18 protein-coding genes are annotated in these 19944 nt (G+C 61.3%); 3 read left to right on the top strand and 15 right to left on the bottom strand.

Going from position 1 to position 19944, the window contains the following annotated elements:
* Positions 1–45 precede the first annotated feature (45 nt).
* The 15 genes from rnhB to rpsB all read right to left on the bottom strand — a co-directional run bounded on the left by rnhB (position 46) and on the right by rpsB (position 14738).
* Positions 46–687 (bottom strand): ribonuclease HII, encoded by a 642-nt coding sequence (gene rnhB, locus ACIPO9_RS22520; RefSeq protein ID WP_400783598.1) that lies wholly within the window; start codon positions 685–687, stop codon positions 46–48.
* 11 nt (positions 688–698) lie between these two features.
* A complete protein-coding gene (lpxB, locus tag ACIPO9_RS22515; RefSeq protein WP_274133879.1) occupies positions 699–1835 on the bottom strand; it encodes a lipid-A-disaccharide synthase in 1137 nt (378 codons plus the stop codon).
* Between the two features lie 2 nt (positions 1836–1837).
* Positions 1838–2614, bottom strand: coding sequence for an acyl-ACP--UDP-N-acetylglucosamine O-acyltransferase (gene lpxA / locus ACIPO9_RS22510; RefSeq protein WP_274133880.1), 777 nt, complete (start codon positions 2612–2614; stop codon positions 1838–1840).
* A complete protein-coding gene (gene fabZ / locus ACIPO9_RS22505; RefSeq protein WP_274133881.1) occupies positions 2611–3051 on the bottom strand; it encodes a 3-hydroxyacyl-ACP dehydratase FabZ in 441 nt (146 codons plus the stop codon). Before fabZ ends, lpxA begins: the two co-directional genes overlap by 4 nt.
* A 112-nt stretch (positions 3052–3163) precedes the next feature.
* Positions 3164–4219, bottom strand: a complete 1056-nt coding sequence (gene lpxD / locus ACIPO9_RS22500; protein ID WP_274133882.1) for a UDP-3-O-(3-hydroxymyristoyl)glucosamine N-acyltransferase — start codon at positions 4217–4219, stop codon at positions 3164–3166.
* A gap of 4 nt (positions 4220–4223) precedes the next feature.
* A complete protein-coding gene (locus ACIPO9_RS22495; protein ID WP_166593536.1) occupies positions 4224–4727 on the bottom strand; it encodes an OmpH family outer membrane protein in 504 nt (167 codons plus the stop codon).
* 46 nt (positions 4728–4773) lie between these two features.
* A complete protein-coding gene (gene bamA, locus ACIPO9_RS22490) occupies positions 4774–7164 on the bottom strand; it encodes an outer membrane protein assembly factor BamA (protein WP_400610249.1) in 2391 nt (796 codons plus the stop codon).
* 75 nt (positions 7165–7239) lie between these two features.
* Complete coding sequence (rseP, locus tag ACIPO9_RS22485; RefSeq protein ID WP_274133884.1) at positions 7240–8592, bottom strand: sigma E protease regulator RseP; 1353 nt, start codon at positions 8590–8592, stop codon at positions 7240–7242.
* A 93-nt stretch (positions 8593–8685) separates the two neighbouring features.
* Positions 8686–9876, bottom strand: coding sequence for a 1-deoxy-D-xylulose-5-phosphate reductoisomerase (gene ispC / locus ACIPO9_RS22480; RefSeq protein WP_274133885.1), 1191 nt, complete (start codon positions 9874–9876; stop codon positions 8686–8688).
* A complete protein-coding gene (locus ACIPO9_RS22475) occupies positions 9873–10691 on the bottom strand; it encodes a phosphatidate cytidylyltransferase (RefSeq protein WP_400783596.1) in 819 nt (272 codons plus the stop codon). Before ACIPO9_RS22475 ends, ispC begins: the two co-directional genes overlap by 4 nt.
* On the bottom strand, positions 10691–11446 hold the full coding sequence (gene uppS / locus ACIPO9_RS22470; protein WP_274133887.1) for a polyprenyl diphosphate synthase: 756 nt from the start codon (positions 11444–11446) through the stop codon (positions 10691–10693). The genes ACIPO9_RS22475 and uppS overlap by 1 nt, the downstream gene beginning before the upstream one ends.
* Positions 11447–11461: 15 nt before the next feature.
* On the bottom strand, positions 11462–12019 hold the full coding sequence (gene frr / locus ACIPO9_RS22465; protein ID WP_274133888.1) for a ribosome recycling factor: 558 nt from the start codon (positions 12017–12019) through the stop codon (positions 11462–11464).
* Positions 12016–12759, bottom strand: a complete 744-nt coding sequence (gene pyrH / locus ACIPO9_RS22460; protein ID WP_274133889.1) for a UMP kinase — start codon at positions 12757–12759, stop codon at positions 12016–12018. The genes frr and pyrH overlap by 4 nt, the downstream gene beginning before the upstream one ends.
* A 193-nt stretch (positions 12760–12952) precedes the next feature.
* Positions 12953–13816 carry a translation elongation factor Ts gene (tsf, locus tag ACIPO9_RS22455; RefSeq protein WP_274133890.1) on the bottom strand — a complete coding sequence of 288 codons (864 nt, stop codon included), beginning with the start codon at positions 13814–13816 and terminating at the stop codon, positions 12953–12955.
* Between the two features lie 184 nt (positions 13817–14000).
* A complete protein-coding gene (gene rpsB / locus ACIPO9_RS22450; protein ID WP_274133891.1) occupies positions 14001–14738 on the bottom strand; it encodes a 30S ribosomal protein S2 in 738 nt (245 codons plus the stop codon).
* A gap of 338 nt (positions 14739–15076) precedes the next feature.
* On the opposite strand from rpsB, the gene map reads away from it, so the two are divergent.
* From map to dapC, 3 genes are all read left to right on the top strand, one after another.
* Entirely contained in the window at positions 15077–15859 is a 783-nt protein-coding gene (gene map, locus ACIPO9_RS22445) for a type I methionyl aminopeptidase (protein WP_274133892.1), read from the top strand.
* A gap of 45 nt (positions 15860–15904) precedes the next feature.
* Positions 15905–18604 (top strand): [protein-PII] uridylyltransferase, encoded by a 2700-nt coding sequence (locus ACIPO9_RS22440; RefSeq protein ID WP_274133893.1) that lies wholly within the window; start codon positions 15905–15907, stop codon positions 18602–18604.
* A 72-nt stretch (positions 18605–18676) separates the two neighbouring features.
* Entirely contained in the window at positions 18677–19873 is a 1197-nt protein-coding gene (dapC, locus tag ACIPO9_RS22435) for a succinyldiaminopimelate transaminase (protein ID WP_400610254.1), read from the top strand.
* The last annotated feature ends 71 nt before the right edge of the window (positions 19874–19944 follow it).

Below are 19944 nucleotides of genomic sequence, written 5' to 3'. Positions count from 1 at the left end.
GAAGGCCGGATTGTACCGGCCTCGCAAGAAAACATCAGCCCGCGATCAGTTGAGCGGTAGCGAGGCGAACCCGGTGGCCGTCAACATCTCCCGTGCTTCATAGGCCGCACGGACCGGTGCGAACGAACGTCGGTGAATCGGCGTCGGGCCCAGACGGGCCAGCGCTTCCAGATGCACCGGCGTCGGATAACCCTTGTGCCCGCCGATGCCGTAGCCCGGATACAGCAACTCCATGGCCGCCATTTCGCGGTCACGGGTGACCTTGGCCAGGATCGACGCAGCGGCAATCGCCGGCACCTGGGCGTCACCCTGAATCACCGGCGCGCTGGGCACCGACAATTGCGGGCAGCGGTTGCCGTCGATCAGCGCCAGCTTGGGGGTGATCAGCAGACCTTCCACAGCGCGCTTCATCGCCAGCATCGTGGCGTGCAGGATGTTCAGTTCGTCGATTTCCTCGACCTCGGCCCGTGCGATGTGCCAGCACAGGGCTTTCTCACGGATCTCGTCAAAGAGCTTCTCGCGCTTGGCTTCGGTGAGTTTTTTCGAGTCGTTCAGCCCCAGGATCGGGCGATTGGGGTCAAGGATCACCGCAGCGGTCACCACAGCGCCACACAGCGGGCCACGACCCACTTCATCGACGCCGGCGACCAGGTCCTCGACCAGATTGAAATCCAAACCCATTTGCATTGATCGCACACTCATGGTGAAGGCGACCGGCCAATCAGGCTCAGCACCGCATCGGCGGCCTGATTGGACGCATCGCGACGCAAGGTACGGTGAAGCGCATCGAAGCCTGCGGTCTGCTCCGCGCCGTTGTCCAGCAGCGGCAGCAGGGTTTGCGCCAGGGCATCGGCAGTCGCCGCATCCTGCAGAAGCTCAGGCACCAGCAAGCGCTGGGCCAACAGGTTCGGCAGCGACACGTACGGACTCTTCACCATCCGCTTGAGTATCCAGTAGGTCAGTGGCGCCAGACGATAGGCAACCACCATCGGTCGTTTGTACAGCAGCGCTTCCAGGGTCGCGGTGCCCGAGGCGATCAAGACCGCATCGCAGGCAGCCAGCGCCACGTGGGAGCGGCCATCGAGCAGGGTCAGTGGCAGGTCGCGCCCTTGCAGCAGCTCTTCGATCTGCGCGCGGCGTTGCGGGCTTGCACACGGCAGGACGAACCGCAGGTTCGGGCGCTGGGCCAGCATTCGCTCGGCGGCCTCGAAGAATAGCGCCCCCAGGCGCCCCACTTCTCCGCCACGGCTGCCCGGCATCAGTGCAACCACTGGCCCTTCGCCCAGCCCCAGTTCAGCGCGTGCCGCAGCGCGATCGGCCTCAAGGGGGATGGTGTCGGCCAGCGGGTGCCCGACGAACCGCACCGGCACGCCTTTCTCTTCGTAGAAACGCGCCTCGAAGGGCAGAAGGGTCAGCATCAGGTCGCAGCCTTCGCGAATCTTCAGCACGCGCTTCTGCCGCCACGCCCACACGGACGGGCTGACGTAGTGCACGGTCTTGATTCCGGCCTGACGCAGTTTGAGTTCGATATTGAGGGTGAAATCCGGCGCATCGATGCCGATGAACACATCGGGCTTTTCATCGATCAGGGTCTGGATCAGCAGCTTGCGCCGCGCCAGCAACTCCTTGAGACGCCCCAGCACTTCCACCAGCCCCATGACCGACAGGCGCTCCATGGGAAAGTAGGACGTCATGCCTTCGGCTTCCATGAGCGGACCGCCCACGCCGATGAACTGTGCGTCAGGATGATGAACCTTGATGGCGCGCATCAGGCCCGAACCCAGGATGTCGCCAGAGGCTTCTCCGGCGACCAGCGCAATACGCAGGGCACTCATGGTTAACGGGTGATGCCGCGGGTCGAGTTCTGGATGGACTCAAGGAACAGCGCGACTTCAGGAAACTGTGTAGCGGGTTCGGCCAGTTCCACCACCGCCTGTTCTACGGTCAGGCCCTGACGATAGACCGTCTTGTAGGCGCGACGCAGGGCATGGATGGCATCGTCGGAGAAACCGCGACGGCGCATGCCTTCGAAGTTCATGCTGCGGGCTTCTGCCGGGTTGCCGAACACCGTGACGAACGCCGGGACGTCCTTGCCGATGGCCGTGCCCATGCCGGAAAAGCTGTGGGCGCCAATGTGGCAGTACTGATGCACCAGCGTGAAACCGGACAGGATCGCCCAGTCGGCCACATGCACGTGGCCGGCCAGCGCGGTGTTGTTGACCAGGATGCAGTGGTTGCCGATGACGCTGTCGTGACCGATGTGCGCGTAGGCCATGATCAGGTTGTGATCGCCGATGGTGGTCTCGGCGCGATCCTGAATGGTGCCACGGTGAATGGTCACGCCTTCACGGATCACGTTGTGATCGCCGATCACCAGCCGAGTCGCCTCACCCTTGTATTTCAGGTCCGGCGTATCCTCACCTACCGAGGAAAACTGGTAGATGTGGTTGTGTTTGCCGATTTTGGTCGGCCCGCGCAGGATGACATGCGGACCAATGACCGTACCCTCACCAATTTCCACACCGGGTCCGACGATCGACCACGGGCCGACCTCCACATTGTCAGCCAGGATGGCCGTCGGATCGATGATGGCGCGAGGGTCAATCAAACTCATAGTTTGCGTTCCGCACAGATGATTTCTGCGGAGCATACCGGCTTGCCGTCTACCGAAGCCTGGCACTCGAACTTCCAGATCTGACGCTTGCAGCTCAGGAACTTGGCTTCAAGGATCAGTTGGTCGCCCGGCAGTACCGGCTGGCGGAAACGCAGCTTGTCGGAGCCCACGAAGTAGTACAGCGTGCCATCGGCAGGCTTCACGTCAAGCATCTTGAAGCCCAGGATGCCGGCGGCCTGAGCCATGGCTTCGATGATCAGCACGCCCGGCATGATCGGGTGCGCCGGGAAGTGCCCATTGAAGAAGGGCTCATTGATGCTGACATTCTTGTAGGCACGAATGCTCTTGTTCTCGACATCGAGCGCCACCACACGGTCCACGAGCAGGAACGGGTAACGGTGGGGCAGATATTCGCGGATTTCGTTGATGTCCATCATTTCGAGAGGAAGCCTGTAGTCAATATAGGGAGTGCGCGACGAGTGCGCGGCACTCCTCTGGCAAATCAAGGAGGCAGTTTATCGGCTATGCACACTTGATAAGAAAAAAGTATCAGCCATCAGATGACGCTTTACCGCCTGAGGTCACTGCCTCGACAAGCTTTTCCAACTGCTGCAGCCGGCGCGACATGTCGTCGAGCTGGCGAATGCGTGCGGCGCTCTTGCGCCACTCGGCGGCGGGCTGCATCGCCGTCCCCGAAGAATACGAGCCTGGCTCGGTGATGGAACGGGTGACCATGGTCATCCCGGTGATGAAAACGCCATCACAGATTTCGATGTGCCCGACCAGCCCTACCCCGCCTGCCAGCATGCAGTGCTTGCCGATCTTGGCGCTGCCGGAGATACCGACGCAGGCCGCCATCGCGGTGTGGTCACCCACCTGAACGTTGTGGGCGATCTGGATCTGGTTATCGAGCTTCACACCGTTGCCGATGCGGGTGTCGTCCATGGCGCCACGGTCGATGGCCGTGTTCACACCGATTTCCACGTCGTCGCCAATGGTGACGCCGCCGATCTGGGCAATCTTTTGCCAGACGCCCTTCTCGTTGGCGAAACCGAAGCCTTCGCCACCCAGCACGGCACCCGACTGGATGACCACACGCTGGCCGATGCGCACGTCGTGGTACAGCGTGACGCGCGGCGCCAGCCAGCCGCCTTCGCCGATCACGCTGCGCGCGCCGATGAAGCAGTGGGCGCCCAGGGTCACGCCGGCCGCAATGCGCGCACCGCTTTCGATCACGACATACGGCCCCACGCTTGCAGCCGGATCGACGACAGCATCGTCAGCCACGACAGCAGTGGGGTGAATGCCCGCGGCAGCCTTGGGCTTGGGATCGAACAGGTGCGAGATGCGCGCGTAGGCCAGGTACGGATCGGCGATCAGCAGCGCATCACCCGCATAGCCTTCGGCATCCGCAGGCTTGAGCAGCACGGCAGCGGCGTGGGACGTGGCGAGGAATTTACGGTACTGGGGATTGGCCAGGAAACTGACCTGACCTGGACCGGCCTCCTGCAAGGTGGCAAGTCCGGTAATCTGCTTGTCCGCGGGGCCACGCAGGGTGGCTCCGAGGAACTCGGCCAGCTGGCCGAGCGTGATAGTCGCGGTCATGAACTTACTTCAGCTGGTTCATGCGCTCGATGACCTGGCGAGTGACGTCATATTGTGGCTTGACGTCAATCACGGCACCGCGCTCGAACACCAGGTCGTAACCGCCCTTCTTGATCACTTCTTCAACAGCCGAGTCCAGTTTTGGCTTCAGTTGCTTGAGCATGTCACGGTCAGCGACGGCCTTGGCTTCGTTCAGCTCCTTGGACTGGAACTGGAAGTCACGGGCTTTCTGCTTGAAATCCAGCTCCAGTTTTTCGCGCTCAGGCTGGGCCATCTTGTCGCCACCGGCGACCAGACGATCCTGGATGCCCTTGGCGCTGCTTTCCAGAGCCTTGAGCTTGGTCAGTTGCGGGCCGAATTTCTTCTCGGCGTCGACGGCGTACTTCTTGGCCGCGTCGGATTCGAGCAGCGCCATCTGGTAGTTCAGTACCGCGATTTTCATGTCGGCAAAGGCCGGGCCTGCGACCAGGACCGTTGCCAGCAGAGCCAATTGAGTCAACTTACGCACGATGTAACTCCTACAGAATTCGTTGTCGTTATCAGTGACCAGACCCTTAGAAGGTCTGACCGAGAGAGAATTGGAAGACCTGGGTTTCGGTGTTGTTGTCCGGTTTCTTGACCGGCATGGCCAGAGCGAAGCTCAATGGACCCAATGCGGTGATCCAGGTCACGCCAACACCCACCGAGCTTGCAAGGCCCGAGAGCTCAGGACCGTTACACTCGATCTTCTCGCCGCTGAGTGTGGTCTTCTCCCCACCGCAGTTGGTGTTGAACACGTTACCCACGTCCCAGAACAGCGAGGTACGCAGCGAACGTTGGTCCTTGACGAACGGCAGCGGGAACAGGATTTCGGCACCACCTGTGATCAACACGTTACCACCGAACGGCAGCGGATCCTGATCCGGGTCAGCGAGGGTGCCAGGACGACCGCCCGGGTTGCCTTCGCCGCGGCTAGGCGTACTGCGCGGACCGAGGGTGCTGTCCTTGAAGCCACGTACCGAGTTGAAGCCACCGGCGTAGTAGTTCTCGTAGAACGGCAGGCCCGAAGTCGAACCGTAACCGTCACCGTAGCCCAGTTCCGAGTGCAGGCGCAGGGTGGTGTTGGTGGTGATCGGGTGGAACAACTGGCCGCGGTAGTCGAGTTTGTAGAACGACAGGTCGCTACCCGGAATGGTGGTTTCCAGCGTCAGGCTCTGGGAGTGACCACGGGTCGGCAGCGTGCCTTTGTTCAGGGTCGATTCGGACCAGCCCACGGATGCCTTGAAGTTGGTGAAGCTGTCGCCTTCCTTCTCCAGGAAGTCGAAGATTTCGTCAACGGTGTAGGTACCGGTGTTGATCTGGTCCTGCTGAACCGACAGGCCGAAGTTCAGGCGCGCGGTTTCGCTGATCGGGTAGCCCATGTTGATACCGGCACCCAGGCTGTCGACCGAGTAGCTTGCGATATCGACATCGAGGTCGTCGTAGTTGGTCTTGCGGTAGAACGCGCTGTAACCCAGGCTCACACCGTCCGGCGTGAAGTACGGATCGACGTAGCTGAAGTTGTAGCGGGTCTGGTATTCACTCTTGGTCAGGCCGATGCTGACCTTGTTACCGGTACCCAGGAAGTTGTTCTGGCTGATCGAACCACCCAGGATCAGACCCGCGCTCTGCGCGAAGCCCACACTGGCGGTGATCGAACCGGAAGCCTGCTCTTCCACGGCGTAGTTCACGTCGACCTGGTCGTCGGTGCCCGGCACTGCCGGTGTTTCGACGTTCACTTCCTTGAAGAAGCCCAGGCGGTCCAGACGGGTCTTGGACTGGTCGATCAGGTAGGTGGAAGCCCAACCGCCTTCCATCTGACGCATTTCACGACGCAGCACTTCGTCCGCGGTCTTGGTGTTGCCACGGAAGTTGATGCGGTTCACGTAGGCACGCTTGCCCGGATCGACGGCGAACAGGATGTCGACGGTGTGGTCTTCATCGTTCGGGGTCGGCACGCCGTTGACGTTGGCGAAGGTGTAGCCTTCGTTACCCAGGCGGCGGGTGATCAGCTCGGACGTGGTGGTCATGACCTTGCGCGAGAAGACCTGGCCAGGCTTGACCAGCAACAGCGACTTGACCTGGTCCTCAGGGACCTTGAGGTCACCGCTGAGCTTGACCGACTTGACGCTGTACTTCTCGCCTTCATGGATGTTGACGGTGATGTACACGCTCTTCTTGTCAGGCGTGATGGACACCTGGGTCGAAGCGATATCCATGTTGATATAGCCGCGGTCCAGGTAGTACGAACGCAGGCGTTCCAGGTCGCCGGACAGCTTTTCACGGGCGTACTTGTCGTCGTTCTTGAAGAAGGACAGCCAGTTGGTGGTCTTCAGTTCGAACAGGTCGGTCAGGTCTTCTTCCTTGAATACCGAGTTGCCCACCACGTTGATGTGCTGGATGGCTGCGACCGCGCCTTCGTTGATGTTGATTTTCAGGCCAACGCGGTTGCGCGGCTGAGGAACGACTTCGGTGGCGACTTCTGCCGAGTAACGACCCTGGGCCACGTACTGGCGCTGCAGTTCGTTACGCACGCCTTCCAGGGTTGCCCGCTGGAAGATCTCGCCTTCGGCCAGACCCGACTGCTTCAGACCTTTCATCAGGTCTTCGGTGGTGATCGCCTTGTTGCCTTCGATCTCGATGCTCGAAACGGACGGACGCTCGACCACGGTGATGACCAGCACGTTGCCGTCACGGCCCAGCTGGATGTCCTGGAAGAATCCGGTTTTGAACAGAGCGCGGGTGGCATCGACCAGATGCGCATCATCGGCGGTCTCACCCACGTTCAACGGCAGCGCGCCAAAGACGCTGCCGGCGGATACCCGCTGCAGGCCGTTGACACGGATATCGGAGATAGTGAAGGACTCGGCGTGAACTTCGGCGATCATCAGTGCGGAAAGAACCGCAGTTAGCAGCAGACGTTTCATGAAGTCCTTTCTTATTCCAACTGGCAATAAACAAACTGCCGCAAAATGCGGCAGATTCACAATTCGGCGTAGCTTTTACAGTCGTCCCAGATCGTTGACCAGTGCGAGCAACATGACTCCGACCACCAGGCTTATACCGATCTGGACCCCCCAGCCCTGAACCTTTTCCGACAGCGGACGACCACGCGCCCACTCGATCAGATAAAAAAGCAAGTGCCCCCCGTCCAACACTGGAATGGGCAGCAAATTGAGAACCCCCAGGCTTATGCTCAGATAAGCAAGGAAATTCAAGAAGTCACCTACACCTGACTGGGCCGAAGCGCCCGCCACTTTAGCAATGGTTATCGGTCCGCTCAAGTTTTTTACCGAGAGCTCGCCGAACAACATTTTCTTCAGTGAATCGAAGGTCAGTACGCTCATCGTCCAGGTACGGCGCGCGCCCTCTGCCACGGCAGCTACAGGGCCATAACTGACCTCGCGGAGCATTTCCGGTGGCCAGTCGACACCTTTGACCCCGGCACCCAGATACCCGGTTGCCGCCTTACCTTCACCGCGCGCGGCCAGGGTGACAGGCACGTCGATTGTCGCACCATCGCGCTCGACACTCAGTGAAATTCGGGTATCAGGACGGACACGGACACGATCCACGACCTCTTGCCACTCACCCAGCGGCTGGCCGTCGAGGGCCAGCAGGCGATCACCGGTCTTCAGGCCTGCAGCCTGAGCCGGGCCCTTGGGATCGAGCTCGGCCAGCACCGGAGGCAGCGCCGGACGCCACGGACGAATGCCCAGCGAGCGGATCGGATCGGGCTCATCCACGCCCTTGAGCCAGTTATCCAGTGCCAAGGTGCGCGGGGTATCGACATCCGAGCCCTTCTCGCGGACTTTCAGCGCAATGCTGCCGCTCTCGCCCAGGCGACGTACCAGTTGCAGGTTCACAGCCGCCCAGCCGCTGGTGGCTTCGCCATCAACGGAAACAATTTCCTGGCCCGAAACCAGACCGGCCTTCTCGGCAATGCTGCCCGCCTCGACGCCACCGATGACCGGGCGCACCTGCTGGCTGCCCAGCATGGCCAGCACCCAGAAAAACACGATGGCCAGCAGGAAGTTGGCAACCGGGCCGGCGATGACGATGGCGATGCGCTGATACACGGACTTGCGATTGAAGGACTGGTCCACCAGCTCGGCAGGTACTTCGCCTTCGCGCTCGTCGAGCATCTTGACGTAGCCGCCCAGGGGAATGGCGGCCACCACAAACTCGGTGCCGCGACGGTCGTGCCAGCGCAACAGCGGCATGCCGAAGCCAACGGAGAACCGCAAAACCTTGACGCCACAGCGCCGCGCCACCCAGAAGTGGCCGAACTCGTGAAACGTCACCAGTACACCCAACGCAATCAGGGTGCCGACAATCATGTAAAGCGCGCTCATCGCTGTTCTCCGGGTACCGGCATGGCGAGGGCTACGGACAGCGTCAAGCTGCTCGCGCGCCTTGCCAGGCCTGTGCCTGTGGGCATTTGTCGCTTACCGCCCGTTCCGGCTGAGCCACTGCTCAGCCAGCGTTCGCGCCCTGGCGTCGACCTCGAAGACCGTCTCCAGCTCGTTCAGGGCAACCACAGGCTCTATGTTCAGGACTTCGTCGATCATACTCGCGATTTCAGGGAAGCGAATGCGCCGATCCAGAAACGCCGCCACGGCGACCTCGTTGGCGGCATTCAATACTGCCGGGGCGCTGTCGCCGGTCTGCGCAGCTTGCCGCGCCAGACGCAGGCAAGGGAAGCGCAATTCGTCCGGAGCCTGGAAATCAAGCCGGGCAATGCTGAACAGATCCAGCGGCGACACACCCGAATCGATCCGCTCGGGCCAAGCCAGTGCGTGGGCGATCGGCGTGCGCATGTCGGGGTTGCCCAACTGCGCCAGCACCGAGCCATCCACGTAATCGACCATCGAATGAATCACGCTTTGCGGGTGAATCACCACTTCGATATTCGCAGGGGCCGTGTCGAACAGCCAGCAGGCCTCGATCAGCTCAAGGCCCTTGTTCATCATGCTGGCCGAATCCACGGAGATCTTGCGCCCCATGGACCAGTTCGGGTGCGCACAGGCCTGATCCGGCGTGACATGCTCGATGTCGGCCAGAGGCGTTTCGCGAAACGGTCCGCCCGAGGCAGTCAGCAGAATGCGGCGAACGCCCACCTGATCCAGGCCGTTGGAGTAGTTGCCCGGCAGGCACTGGAAAATGGCGTTGTGCTCGCTGTCCAGCGGCAACAGGATGGTGCCACTGCGGCGCACGGCCTGCATGAACAGGGCGCCCGAGGTGACCAGGGCCTCCTTGTTCGCCAGCAAGACCTTTTTGCCTGCCTCGACAGCGGCCAGCGTAGGACGCAACCCTGCCGCGCCGACGATGGCCGCCAGCACGGTATCCACCTGAGGATGGGCAGACACCTCGCACAGGCCGCCCTCCCCCACCAGCACCCGGGTGTCCAGGCCGGCGGCGCGCAAGTCATCCTGCAACTGCCGGGCAGCGGCCGTGGTCGGCACCACGGCGAACTGCGGGGTGTGGCGAACGCACAGCGCCAGCAACTCGGCGATACGGGTGAAGCCCGTGAGGGCAAACACCTGATAGCGCGAAGGATGGCGGGCGATAACGTCCAGCGTGCTCAGCCCGACGGAGCCGGTAGCCCCCAGGACCGTGATCAGTTGCGGCTTGCTCACATCAGGCCCCAGTCTTTGGCGGCCCAGAGCAGCAGGGCAAACACCGGGATCGCCGCGGTCAGGCTGTCGATGCGATCCAGCACGCCGCCGTGGCCAGGCAACAGGTTACTGCTGTCCTTGATCCCCGACTTGCGCTTGAACATGCTCTCGGTCAGGTCGCCGACCACGGAAATCAGCACCACGATGGCGGCGCATACCAGGGCGAACAGGATTTCCCCAACGCCCCAGCCGCGAGAAACGCCGACCACGGCGGTAATCACCAGGCAGGTCGCCAGGCCGCCGTAGAGGCCTTCCCAGCTCTTGCCGGGGCTGACTTTCGGCGCCAGCTTGCGCTTGCCGAAGGCCTTGCCGGAGAAGTAGGCACCAATGTCGGCACCCCACACCAGGATCATGACAGCGAGAATCAGCCAGTTGCCCATCGGTTCGAGCTTGATCAGCACCAGCCCTTGCCAGGCCGGCAGCAGAATCAAAAGGCCGATGGCCAGTTTGTAGATCACGCTGGACCAGTGTTCGCTGGACTCGGGGTACGTCAGCACCAGCCAGGTTGCCGCCAGCCACCACAACAGCGCAGCGACCAGGATCCACGGCGCAAGGCCGGGCAGCAGATACAGCAGGAACAGCAGCACGCCGACCACCGCCGCGAACAGCACGCGGGCCGACTGCGCCTCGAAACCGGCAAGGCGCGCCCATTCCCAGGCACCCAGCACCACCACTGCAGCGATGAACAGCGCAAAGCTGCCACCCTCGAGCAGAAAAAAGCCGCACAGGGCCAGCGGCGCGAGGATCAACGCTGTGATGATTCGTTGTTTGAGCATTAAGCGCGGGCTCCAGCTTCTACCTGCTCGCTGGTTTTCCCGAAGCGGCGTTGGCGCGAAGCGAAATCGGCCAGCGCATGGCGCATGGCATCGTGTTTGAAGTCCGGCCAGAACAGGTCGGAGAAGTACAGCTCGGCGTAGGCCAGCTGCCACAGCAGGAAGTTGCTGATGCGATGCTCGCCCCCGGTGCGGATGCACAGGTCGGGCAGCGGAAGGTCGCCCGTGGCCAGGCAGGTCTGCAGCAACTGCGGGGTGATGTCTTCGGGGCGCAGATGGCCGGCCTGAACCTCACGCGCCAGGCGCTGCGCAGCCTGGGCGATGTCCCACTGACCGCCGTAGTTGGCGGCGATCTGCAAGACAAAGCGGCTGTTACCGGCAGTGCTGGCTTCGGCTTCGCGAATGGCGGCCTGCAGCTCAGGGTGAAAACGCGAGCGGTCGCCGATGATGCGCAGGCTGATGCCGTTCTCGTTCAGGCGCTTGGTCTCGCGACGCAAGGCCGTGAAGAACAGCTCCATCAGCGCGCCGACCTCTTCGGCCGGGCGCTGCCAGTTCTCGCTGGAGAACGCGAACAGGGTCAGCACCTCGACCTTGGCCTCGGCACACACCTCGATGACCGCCCGAACGGCGTCAACGCCCGCCTTGTGACCCGCCACGCCTGGCAACAGGCGCTTCTTGGCCCAGCGATTGTTCCCATCCATGATGATCGCGACATGACGCGGTACCGACGACGGCACAGCCAGCTTTGTCTTTTCCATGAAAGCTTCCCGACCTTATACGGCCATCAGGTCCGCTTCTTTGTCATCCGTGGCCTTGGTGATCTGGCCTTCGAAGTCCTTGATCAGTTTGTCGATATCAGCGCTGGCACGACGCTCTTCGTCTTCGCTGATTTCCTTGTCCTTGACCAGTTTCTTCAGATCGCCCATGGCATCGCGACGGATGTTGCGCACGGCAACGCGAGCGTCTTCGGCAGCGCTGCGGGCCTGCTTGGTGAAGCCCTTGCGGGTTTCTTCGGTCAGCGGCGGCATGGAGATCAGCAGCAGTTCGCCCAGGTTGGTCGGGTTCAGGTTAAGACCTGCACTGCCGATGGCCTTGTCGACGGCGCCCAGCATGTTGCGCTCGAACGGCACGACCTGCAGGGTACGGGAGTCTTTCACGGTAACGTTGGCGACGCCGGTCAGCGGAGTGTCCACGCCGTAGTAAGGAACCATCACCGAACCCAGCACGCTTGGGTGAGCCTTGCCGGTACGGATCTGGCCGAACGCGTGGTGCAGGGACTCCAGGGACTTCTTCATGCGCTCTTGAGCGTCTTTCTTGATTTCGTTGATCATTGTACGCCTTCCTCGATCAAGGTTCCTTCCGCGCCGCCATGCACGATGTTCAGCAGGGCGCCGGGTTTGTTCATATTAAAGACACGCAGCGGCATCTTGTGGTCACGGCACAGGCAGATGGCCGTCAGATCCATTACGCCCAGCTTGCGATCCAGTACTTCATCGTAAGTCAGATGATCGAACTTCTCGGCATGCGGGTCCTTGAATGGATCGGCAGTGTACACACCATCGACCTTGGTTGCCTTCAACACGACGTCGGCATCGATTTCGATGGCCCGCAGGCAGGCTGCCGAATCGGTGGTGAAGAACGGGTTGCCGGTACCGGCAGCGAAAATCACCACTTCCTTGGAATTCAGGTGACGCATCGCCTTGCGACGATCGTAGTGATCGGTCACACCCACCATGGAAATGGCGGACATCACGATGGCGGAAATATTGGCACGCTCAAGGGCGTCGCGCATGGCCAGACCGTTCATCACGGTGGCCAGCATGCCCATGTGGTCGCCAGTGACGCGGTCCATCCCGGCAGCGCTCAATGCCGCGCCACGGAACAGGTTGCCACCACCGATGACCAGGCCGACCTGAACACCGATTCCTACCAGTTGACCCACTTCAAGCGCCATGCGATCCAGCACTTTCGGATCGATGCCAAACTCTTCGGACCCCATCAGGGCCTCGCCGCTAAGCTTGAGTAGAATGCGTTTATAGCGAGCTTGATATCCACTGCCCTGCTGAGCCATTGCGAATCTCTCCTGCGGCGTATAAAAAAAATGTCAGAGTTGCCGGCCGTTGCGCCTGCGCTAACTCTAGGCTACTGCGCCGGTTGTGGCCTTGTGAGCCATGTACCGGAAAAACAAAATCCTGCTGCCGTTTTGACAAAGAGGCTGCGCGCGTGAGCGGGCAGCCTCTTGGGTCGACAGTCGGAGAACCGTCTTATTGCTTGCTGGCAGCTACTTGAGCAGCGACTTCTTCAGCGAAGTTGTCGACTGGCTTCTCGATGCCGTCGCCTACTTTGAAGTAGGTGAAGGAAACGATTTCAGCGCCGGCTTTCTTGGCCAGTTCACCGACCTTGATTTCAGGGTTCTTGACGAACGCTTGCTCGACCAGGCTGGCTTCGGCCAGGAACTTGGTGATGCGGCCCTGAACCATCTTGTCAGCGATCTCGGCAGGCTTGCCTTTGATCTTGTCTTCGTTCAGCTGCAGGAAGACGTTCTTCTCGCGCTCGATCGCTTCGGCAGAAACGTCCGACGGCAGCAGGAACTCAGGGTTGCTTGCAGCAACGTGCATCGCGATGTCTTTGGCCAGCTCGACGTCGCCGCCTTTCAGGACAACGGCTACGCCGATCTTGTTGCCGTGCAGGTAGGAACCGACAACGTCGCCTTCAACGCGTACCAGACGACGGATGTTGACGTTCTCGCCTACTTTGGCAACCAGGGCAGTACGTGCTTCTTCCTGAGCGGCGATCAGCGGAGCTGCGTCGGTCAGTTTCTCGGCGAATGCCTTGTCGACGCTTGCAGCGACGAAGTTCTTGAAGTCGTCCTGCAGAGCCAGGAAGTCGGTCTGGGAGTTGACTTCGAGCAGGACAGCGACTTTGCCGTCTGCCTTGATGGCGATTGCGCCTTCAGCAGCAACGTTGCCTGCTTTCTTGGCGGCCTTGATGGCGCCCGAAGCACGCATATCGTCGATGGCTTTCTCGATGTCGCCGCCGGCCTTGGTCAGGGCCTTCTTGCAGTCCATCATGCCTTCGCCAGTACGCTCGCGCAGTTCTTTGACCAACGCTGCAGTAATCTCTGCCATTTCAAAATCCTCTTGGATAGGTCTTCAACCATTCCACCCGCCGGGCGGGCGTTCAAATTCGCTTGAAAATCCATGATGACCGCTGCACATGACATCAGATCGATGGCAACGCCAGATGGTTTTCGAGGTGGCAAAAAGGGGGCCAAGCCCCCTTTTTGCGTGCCAAGCGGCGCTAAAGCGTCACTTACTCGGCAGCAGGTACAGCCGCTTCTTCAGCGTAAACTTCGGTGCCGCCAGCAACGTTGTTGCGACCACGGATAACGGCGTCAGCCATCGAACCCATGTACAGCTGGATGGCGCGGATGGCGTCATCGTTACCTGGGATGATGTAGTCAACACCTTCAGGGCTGCTGTTGGTATCGACTACGCCGATGACCGGGATGCCCAGCTTGTTGGCTTCGGTGATCGCGATGCGCTCGTGGTCAACGTCGATGACGAACAGTGCGTCTGGCAGACCGCCCATGTCCTTGATACCACCCAGGCTACGATCCAGCTTTTCCAGATCGCGAGTGCGCATCAGCGCCTCTTTCTTGGTCAGCTTGGCGAAAGTACCGTCTTCAGCCTGAACTTCCAGCTCGCGCAGACGCTTGATGGAGGCACGGATGGTTTTGAAGTTGGTCAGCATGCCGCCCAACCAGCGGTGATCGACGTACGGCGAACCGCAACGTGCTGCTTCTTCAGCAACGATCTTGCCAGCGGAACGCTTGGTGCCGACGAACAGGATCTTGTTCTTGCCCTGGGCCAGGCGCTCTACGAACGTCAGAGCGTCGTTGAACATTGGCAGGGTTTTTTCAAGGTTGATGATGTGAATCTTGTTGCGCGCGCCGAAAATGAACTTGCCCATTTTCGGGTTCCAGTAACGGGTCTGGTGGCCGAAGTGCACACCGGCCTTCAGCATATCGCGCATATTGACTTGGGACATGATAGTTCCTTGATAAGTCGGGTTAGGCCTCCACGCATCCCAATGACCAACCAGCGGCTCGAGCCGAGGGCACCCAGGTCATCGTGTCGACACGTGTGTGGGTTTGTGCTTTCGGGGCATACCCCGTAAAGCGGCGCATTTTATATCACAAAAGTCTGGATAACGGAACCTGAAATAAGATCCTGTTTTGCCGAGGCTTTTGCCGGGCCGGGGATGCCATGCCGCACACCCTCGTCGCCTCTATATAAGGAAGCGATGATAACCCGCTTGGCGACGGTCTGGTAGAATCGCGGTTTTCCGTGTTTAGCTGCGGCCTGGCCGCGCCGAGAGAGCCTTGTATGTCCGTTACCCTCAAAACCCCTGAAGACATCGAAAAGATGCGCATTGCCGGCCGTCTGGCCGCCGAAGTCCTGGAAATGATCGGGGCCTACGTCAAGCCTGGCGTGACCACCGACGAACTGGACCGCATCTGCCACGACTACATCGTCAATGAGCAGAAGGCCATTCCGGCGCCGCTCAACTACAAGGGTTTTCCCAAGTCCATCTGCACCTCGATCAACCACGTGGTCTGCCACGGCATCCCGAACGAGAAGCCGCTCAAGGAAGGCGACGTGCTGAACATCGACGTGACCGTCATCAAGGACGGCTATCACGGCGACACCAGCAAGATGTTCCATGTCGGCAAGGTGCCAGAGTGGGCCGAGCGCCTGTCGAAAATCACCCAGGAATGCATGTACAAGGGCATCGAGCTGGTCAAGCCCGGCGCTCACCTGGGCGACATCGGCGAAGTGATCCAGAAACACGCCGAAAAGAACGGCTTCTCGGTGGTGCGTGAATACTGCGGCCATGGCATCGGCAAGGTGTTCCACGAAGAACCGCAAGTGCTGCACTACGGCAAGGCCGGCGAAGGCATGGAACTCAAGGAAGGCATGACCTTCACCATCGAGCCGATGATCAACCAGGGCAAGGCCGACACCCGTCTGCTGGGCGACGGCTGGACAGCCATCACCAAGGACCGCAAGCTGTCGGCACAGTGGGAACACACCATTCTGGTCACCGCCACAGGCTACGAGATCTTCACCCTGCGCAGCGACGACACCATCGCCCGCACCAGCGCCTGATTCTCACGTCCAGACAGCATGCATAGATAGAAGGAAAGCAGTTCGATGCCGCAGGTGGACCCAGATTTGTTCGATCGCGGCCAGTTCAAGGCCGAACTGGCGTTGAAGGCCAGCCCCATCGCTGCCTTCAAGAAAGCCATCCGTCAGGCCCGCGAGGTGCTGGACGAGCGTTTCAAGTCCGGCCGCGAGATACGGCGCCTGATCGAGGACCGCGCCTGGTTCGTCGATAACATCCTGCAACAGGCCTGGGAGCAGTTCGACTGGAGCGATGACGCCGATATCGCCTTGCTGGCGGTCGGCGGCTACGGCCGTGGCGAACTGCACCCCTATTCGGACATCGACCTGCTGATCCTGCTGGACAGTGCCGATCACGAGCTGTTTCGCGATTCCATCGAGCGCTTTCTGACCCTGCTGTGGGACATCGGCCTGGAAGTCGGTCAGAGCGTTCGCTCGGTCGAGGAGTGCGCCATCGAGGCCCAGGCGGACCTCACGGTGGTCACCAACCTCATGGAAAGCCGCACCATTGCCGGCCCCGAGCACTTGCGCCAACGCATGCTGGACGTCACCAGCACGCAGCACATGTGGCCGAGCAAGGAATTCTTCCTGGCCAAGCGTGCCGAACAGAAAGCCCGGCACCACAAGTACTTCGACACCGAGTACAACCTGGAACCCAACGTCAAGGGCTCGCCCGGCGGGCTGCGGGACATCCAGACCATCCTCTGGGTCGCACGGCGCCAGTACGGCACGCTGAACCTGCACGCACTGGCCGACGAGGGCTTTCTGCTGGAAAGCGAAAACGCCCTGCTCGCCTCTTCCCAGGAGTTCCTGTGGAAGGTCCGCTATGCGCTGCACATGCTGGCCGGGCGCTCCGAAGACCGCCTGCTGTTCGACTACCAGACCAACATCGCGCGCCTGCTGGGCTACCAGGACAGCGACGCGAAGCTGGCCATCGAACGCTTCATGCAGAAGTACTACCGGGTGGTCATGAGCATCGCCCAGTTGAGCGATCTGATCATCCAGCACTTCGAGGAAGTCATCCTCTCGGACGACCAGAACACCGCGACCGAGGCCATCAACTCGCGCTTCCAGCTGCATGACGGCTACATCGAAGCCAGCAACCCGAACGTCTTCAAGCGTACGCCCTTCGCGATGCTGGAGATTTTCGTGCTGATGGCCCAACGCCCGGAAATCAAGGGCGTGCGTGCCGATACCATCCGTTTGCTGCGCGAACACCGGCACCTGATCAACGACGATTTCCGTAACGACATTCGCAACACCAGCCTGTTCATCGAGCTGTTCAAGTGCGAGATCGGCATCCACCGCAACCTGCGCCGGATGAACCGCTACGGCATCCTGGGCCTGTACCTGCCCGAGTTCGGCCACATCGTGGGGCAGATGCAGCACGACCTGTTCCACATCTACACCGTCGATGCCCACACGCTGAACCTTATCAAGCACCTGCGCAAACTGCAGTACACCCAGGTGTCGGAGAAATTCCCGCTGGCCAGCAAGCTCATGGCCAAGCTGCCCAAGCCCGAGCTGATCTACCTGGCCGGCCTGTACCACGACATCGGCAAGGGCCGTGGCGGCGACCACTCGGAACTCGGCGCGGTGGACGCCGAAGCCTTCGGCATCCGCCATCATCTTCCCGACTGGGACACCCGACTGATCGTCTGGCTGGTGCAGAACCACCTGGTGATGTCCACCACTGCCCAGCGCAAGGATCTGTCCGATCCGCAGGTGATCCACGATTTCGCGCAATTCGTCGGCGACGAGGTGCACCTGGATTACCTCTACGTGCTGACCATCGCCGACATCAACGCCACCAACCCGACGCTGTGGAACTCCTGGCGCGCCAGCCTGTTGCGCCAGCTGTACACCGAGACCAAGCGCGCCCTCAAGCGCGGCCTGGAGAACCCGGTGGACCGCGAAGAGCAGATCCGGCGCACCCAGAGCGCCGCACTGGATATCCTGGTGCGCAGTGGCACCGACCCCGACGACGTCGAGCAGCTGTGGTCGCAACTGGGGGATGATTACTTCCTGCGCCACACGGCCGGCGACGTCGCCTGGCACAGCGATGCGATCCTGCAGCAACCTGCAGATGGCGGGCCGCTGGTGCTGATCAAGGAAACCACCCAGCGCGAATTCGAGGGCGGCACGCAGATCTTCATCTACGCGCCGGACCAGCACGATTTCTTCGCCGTGACCGTGGCCGCCATGGACCAGTTGAACCTGAACATTCATGACGCCCGGGTCATCACGTCCACCAGCCAGTTCACCCTCGACACCTACATCGTGCTCGACAACGACGGCGGCTCGATCGGCGACAACCCGGAACGCATCAAGGCCATCCGCCAGGGCCTGACCGAAGCGCTGCGCAACCCTGACGACTACCCGACCATCATCAAGCGTCGCGTGCCCCGTCAATTGAAGCACTTCGCCTTCGCACCGGTGGTGACCATTTCCAACGACGCCCAGCGCCCGGTCACCGTGCTCGAACTGAGCGCCCCGGATCGCCCAGGCCTGTTGGCGCGGGTGGGCAAGATCTTCCTGGAGTTCGACCTGTCGCTGCAGAACGCCAAGATCGCCACCCTTGGCGAGCGCGTGGAAGACGTGTTCTTCCTCACCGATGAGAACAACCAGCCGTTGTCCGACCCGCAACTGTGCCGCCGCCTGCAAGACGCCATCGTCGAGCAGCTCAGCGTCAATGCAGAGCCCGGGACGGAACTGCGCATCAGTATTTGAAAGCCCCGTAGATTCGATTCAATGGCGCCTGACCGGAACGTCAGGTGCCCAGCTCCTTGAGAACGATTGCCCATGAACAACGCTCTGCAACAGCTTCAGCCCTATCCGTTCGAAAAGCTTCGCGCCCTGCTCGGCAGCGTTACGCCCAACCCGGACAAGCGCCCTATCGCGCTGTCCATCGGCGAGCCCAAGCACAAGTCGCCGGAATTCGTCGCCAAGGCCCTGGCCGACAGCCTCGACCAGATGGCTGTGTACCCGACCACCGCCGGCATCCCTGCCTTGCGCGAAGCCATCGCCAAATGGTGCGAGCGTCGTTTCAGCGTGCCAGCGGGCTGGCTGGATCCGGCAAAACACGTGCTGCCGGTCAACGGCACCCGCGAAGCGCTGTTCGCCTTCACCCAGACCGTGGTCAATCGCAGCGATGACGGCCTGGTGGTCAGCCCCAACCCGTTCTACCAGATCTACGAAGGCGCGGCGTTCCTGGCCGGCGCCAGGCCGCACTACCTGCCGTGCCTGCCCGAGCACGGGTTCAACCCGGACTTCGATGCGGTTTCGGTCGATGTCTGGAAGCGCTGCCAGATCCTGTTCCTGTGCTCGCCTGGCAACCCGACAGGCGCCCTGATCCCGGTCGAGACCCTGAAAAAGCTCATCGCCCTGGCCGATGAACACGACTTCGTGATCGCCGCCGACGAATGCTACAGCGAGCTGTACTTCGACGAAGCCACCCCGCCGCCAGGCCTGCTGACCGCCTGCGCAGAACTGGGCCGCCAGGATTTCAAGCGCTGCGTGGTGTTCCACAGCCTGTCCAAGCGCTCCAACCTGCCGGGCCTGCGTTCAGGCTTCGTCGCGGGAGATGCCGACATCCTCAAGGCGTTCCTGCTGTACCGCACCTACCACGGTTGCGCGATGCCGGTTCAGACACAACTCGCAAGCATCGCCGCGTGGAACGACGAAGCCCACGTGCTGGCCAACCGCGACCTGTACCGTGAGAAATTCGACGCCGTGCTGGAAATCCTCTCGCCGGTAATGGACGTGCAACGCCCCGACGGCAGCTTCTACCTGTGGCCGAACGTGGGCAGCGATGACGCAGCCTTCTGCCGCGACCTGTTCGAAGCCGAGCACGTCACCGTGGTGCCGGGCTCGTACCTGTCGCGGGACGTCGAAGGCTTCAACCCCGGTGCTGGCCGAGTGCGCATGGCACTGGTCGCGCCACTGGCCGAGTGCGTCGAAGCGGCGCAGCGGATTCGCGAGTTCGTGAAGTCCCGCTGATCGTCGGGTGCGCCTGAGGCCCTGACTGAAGGGTTTTCAGGCGCGCCGGCCGCGGTGCCTGTGCGCTATAT

The sequence above is a fragment of the Pseudomonas sp. NPDC090203 genome, assembly GCF_044746765.1.
GTDB lineage: Bacteria > Pseudomonadota > Gammaproteobacteria > Pseudomonadales > Pseudomonadaceae > Aquipseudomonas > Aquipseudomonas putida_AD.
This window is presented reverse-complemented; position numbering and strand designations above follow the sequence as displayed.

Coding starts and splice junctions, on each gene's coding strand:
- rnhB (WP_400783598.1), bottom strand. CDS start 687: ATGCAAATGGGTTTGGATTTCAATCTGGTCGAGGACCTGGTCGCCGGC.
- lpxB (WP_274133879.1), bottom strand. CDS start 1,835: ATGAGTGCCCTGCGTATTGCGCTGGTCGCCGGAGAAGCCTCTGGCGAC.
- lpxA (WP_274133880.1), bottom strand. CDS start 2,614: ATGAGTTTGATTGACCCTCGCGCCATCATCGATCCGACGGCCATCCTG.
- fabZ (WP_274133881.1), bottom strand. CDS start 3,051: ATGATGGACATCAACGAAATCCGCGAATATCTGCCCCACCGTTACCCG.
- lpxD (WP_274133882.1), bottom strand. CDS start 4,219: ATGACCGCGACTATCACGCTCGGCCAGCTGGCCGAGTTCCTCGGAGCC.
- bamA (WP_400610249.1), bottom strand. CDS start 7,164: ATGAAACGTCTGCTGCTAACTGCGGTTCTTTCCGCACTGATGATCGCC.
- rseP (WP_274133884.1), bottom strand. CDS start 8,592: ATGAGCGCGCTTTACATGATTGTCGGCACCCTGATTGCGTTGGGTGTA.
- ACIPO9_RS22475 (WP_400783596.1), bottom strand. CDS start 10,691: ATGCTCAAACAACGAATCATCACAGCGTTGATCCTCGCGCCGCTGGCC.
- uppS (WP_274133887.1), bottom strand. CDS start 11,446: ATGGAAAAGACAAAGCTGGCTGTGCCGTCGTCGGTACCGCGTCATGTC.
- frr (WP_274133888.1), bottom strand. CDS start 12,019: ATGATCAACGAAATCAAGAAAGACGCTCAAGAGCGCATGAAGAAGTCC.
- pyrH (WP_274133889.1), bottom strand. CDS start 12,759: ATGGCTCAGCAGGGCAGTGGATATCAAGCTCGCTATAAACGCATTCTA.
- tsf (WP_274133890.1), bottom strand. CDS start 13,816: ATGGCAGAGATTACTGCAGCGTTGGTCAAAGAACTGCGCGAGCGTACT.
- rpsB (WP_274133891.1), bottom strand. CDS start 14,738: ATGTCCCAAGTCAATATGCGCGATATGCTGAAGGCCGGTGTGCACTTC.
- map (WP_274133892.1), top strand. CDS start 15,077: ATGTCCGTTACCCTCAAAACCCCTGAAGACATCGAAAAGATGCGCATT.
- ACIPO9_RS22440 (WP_274133893.1), top strand. CDS start 15,905: ATGCCGCAGGTGGACCCAGATTTGTTCGATCGCGGCCAGTTCAAGGCC.
- dapC (WP_400610254.1), top strand. CDS start 18,677: ATGAACAACGCTCTGCAACAGCTTCAGCCCTATCCGTTCGAAAAGCTT.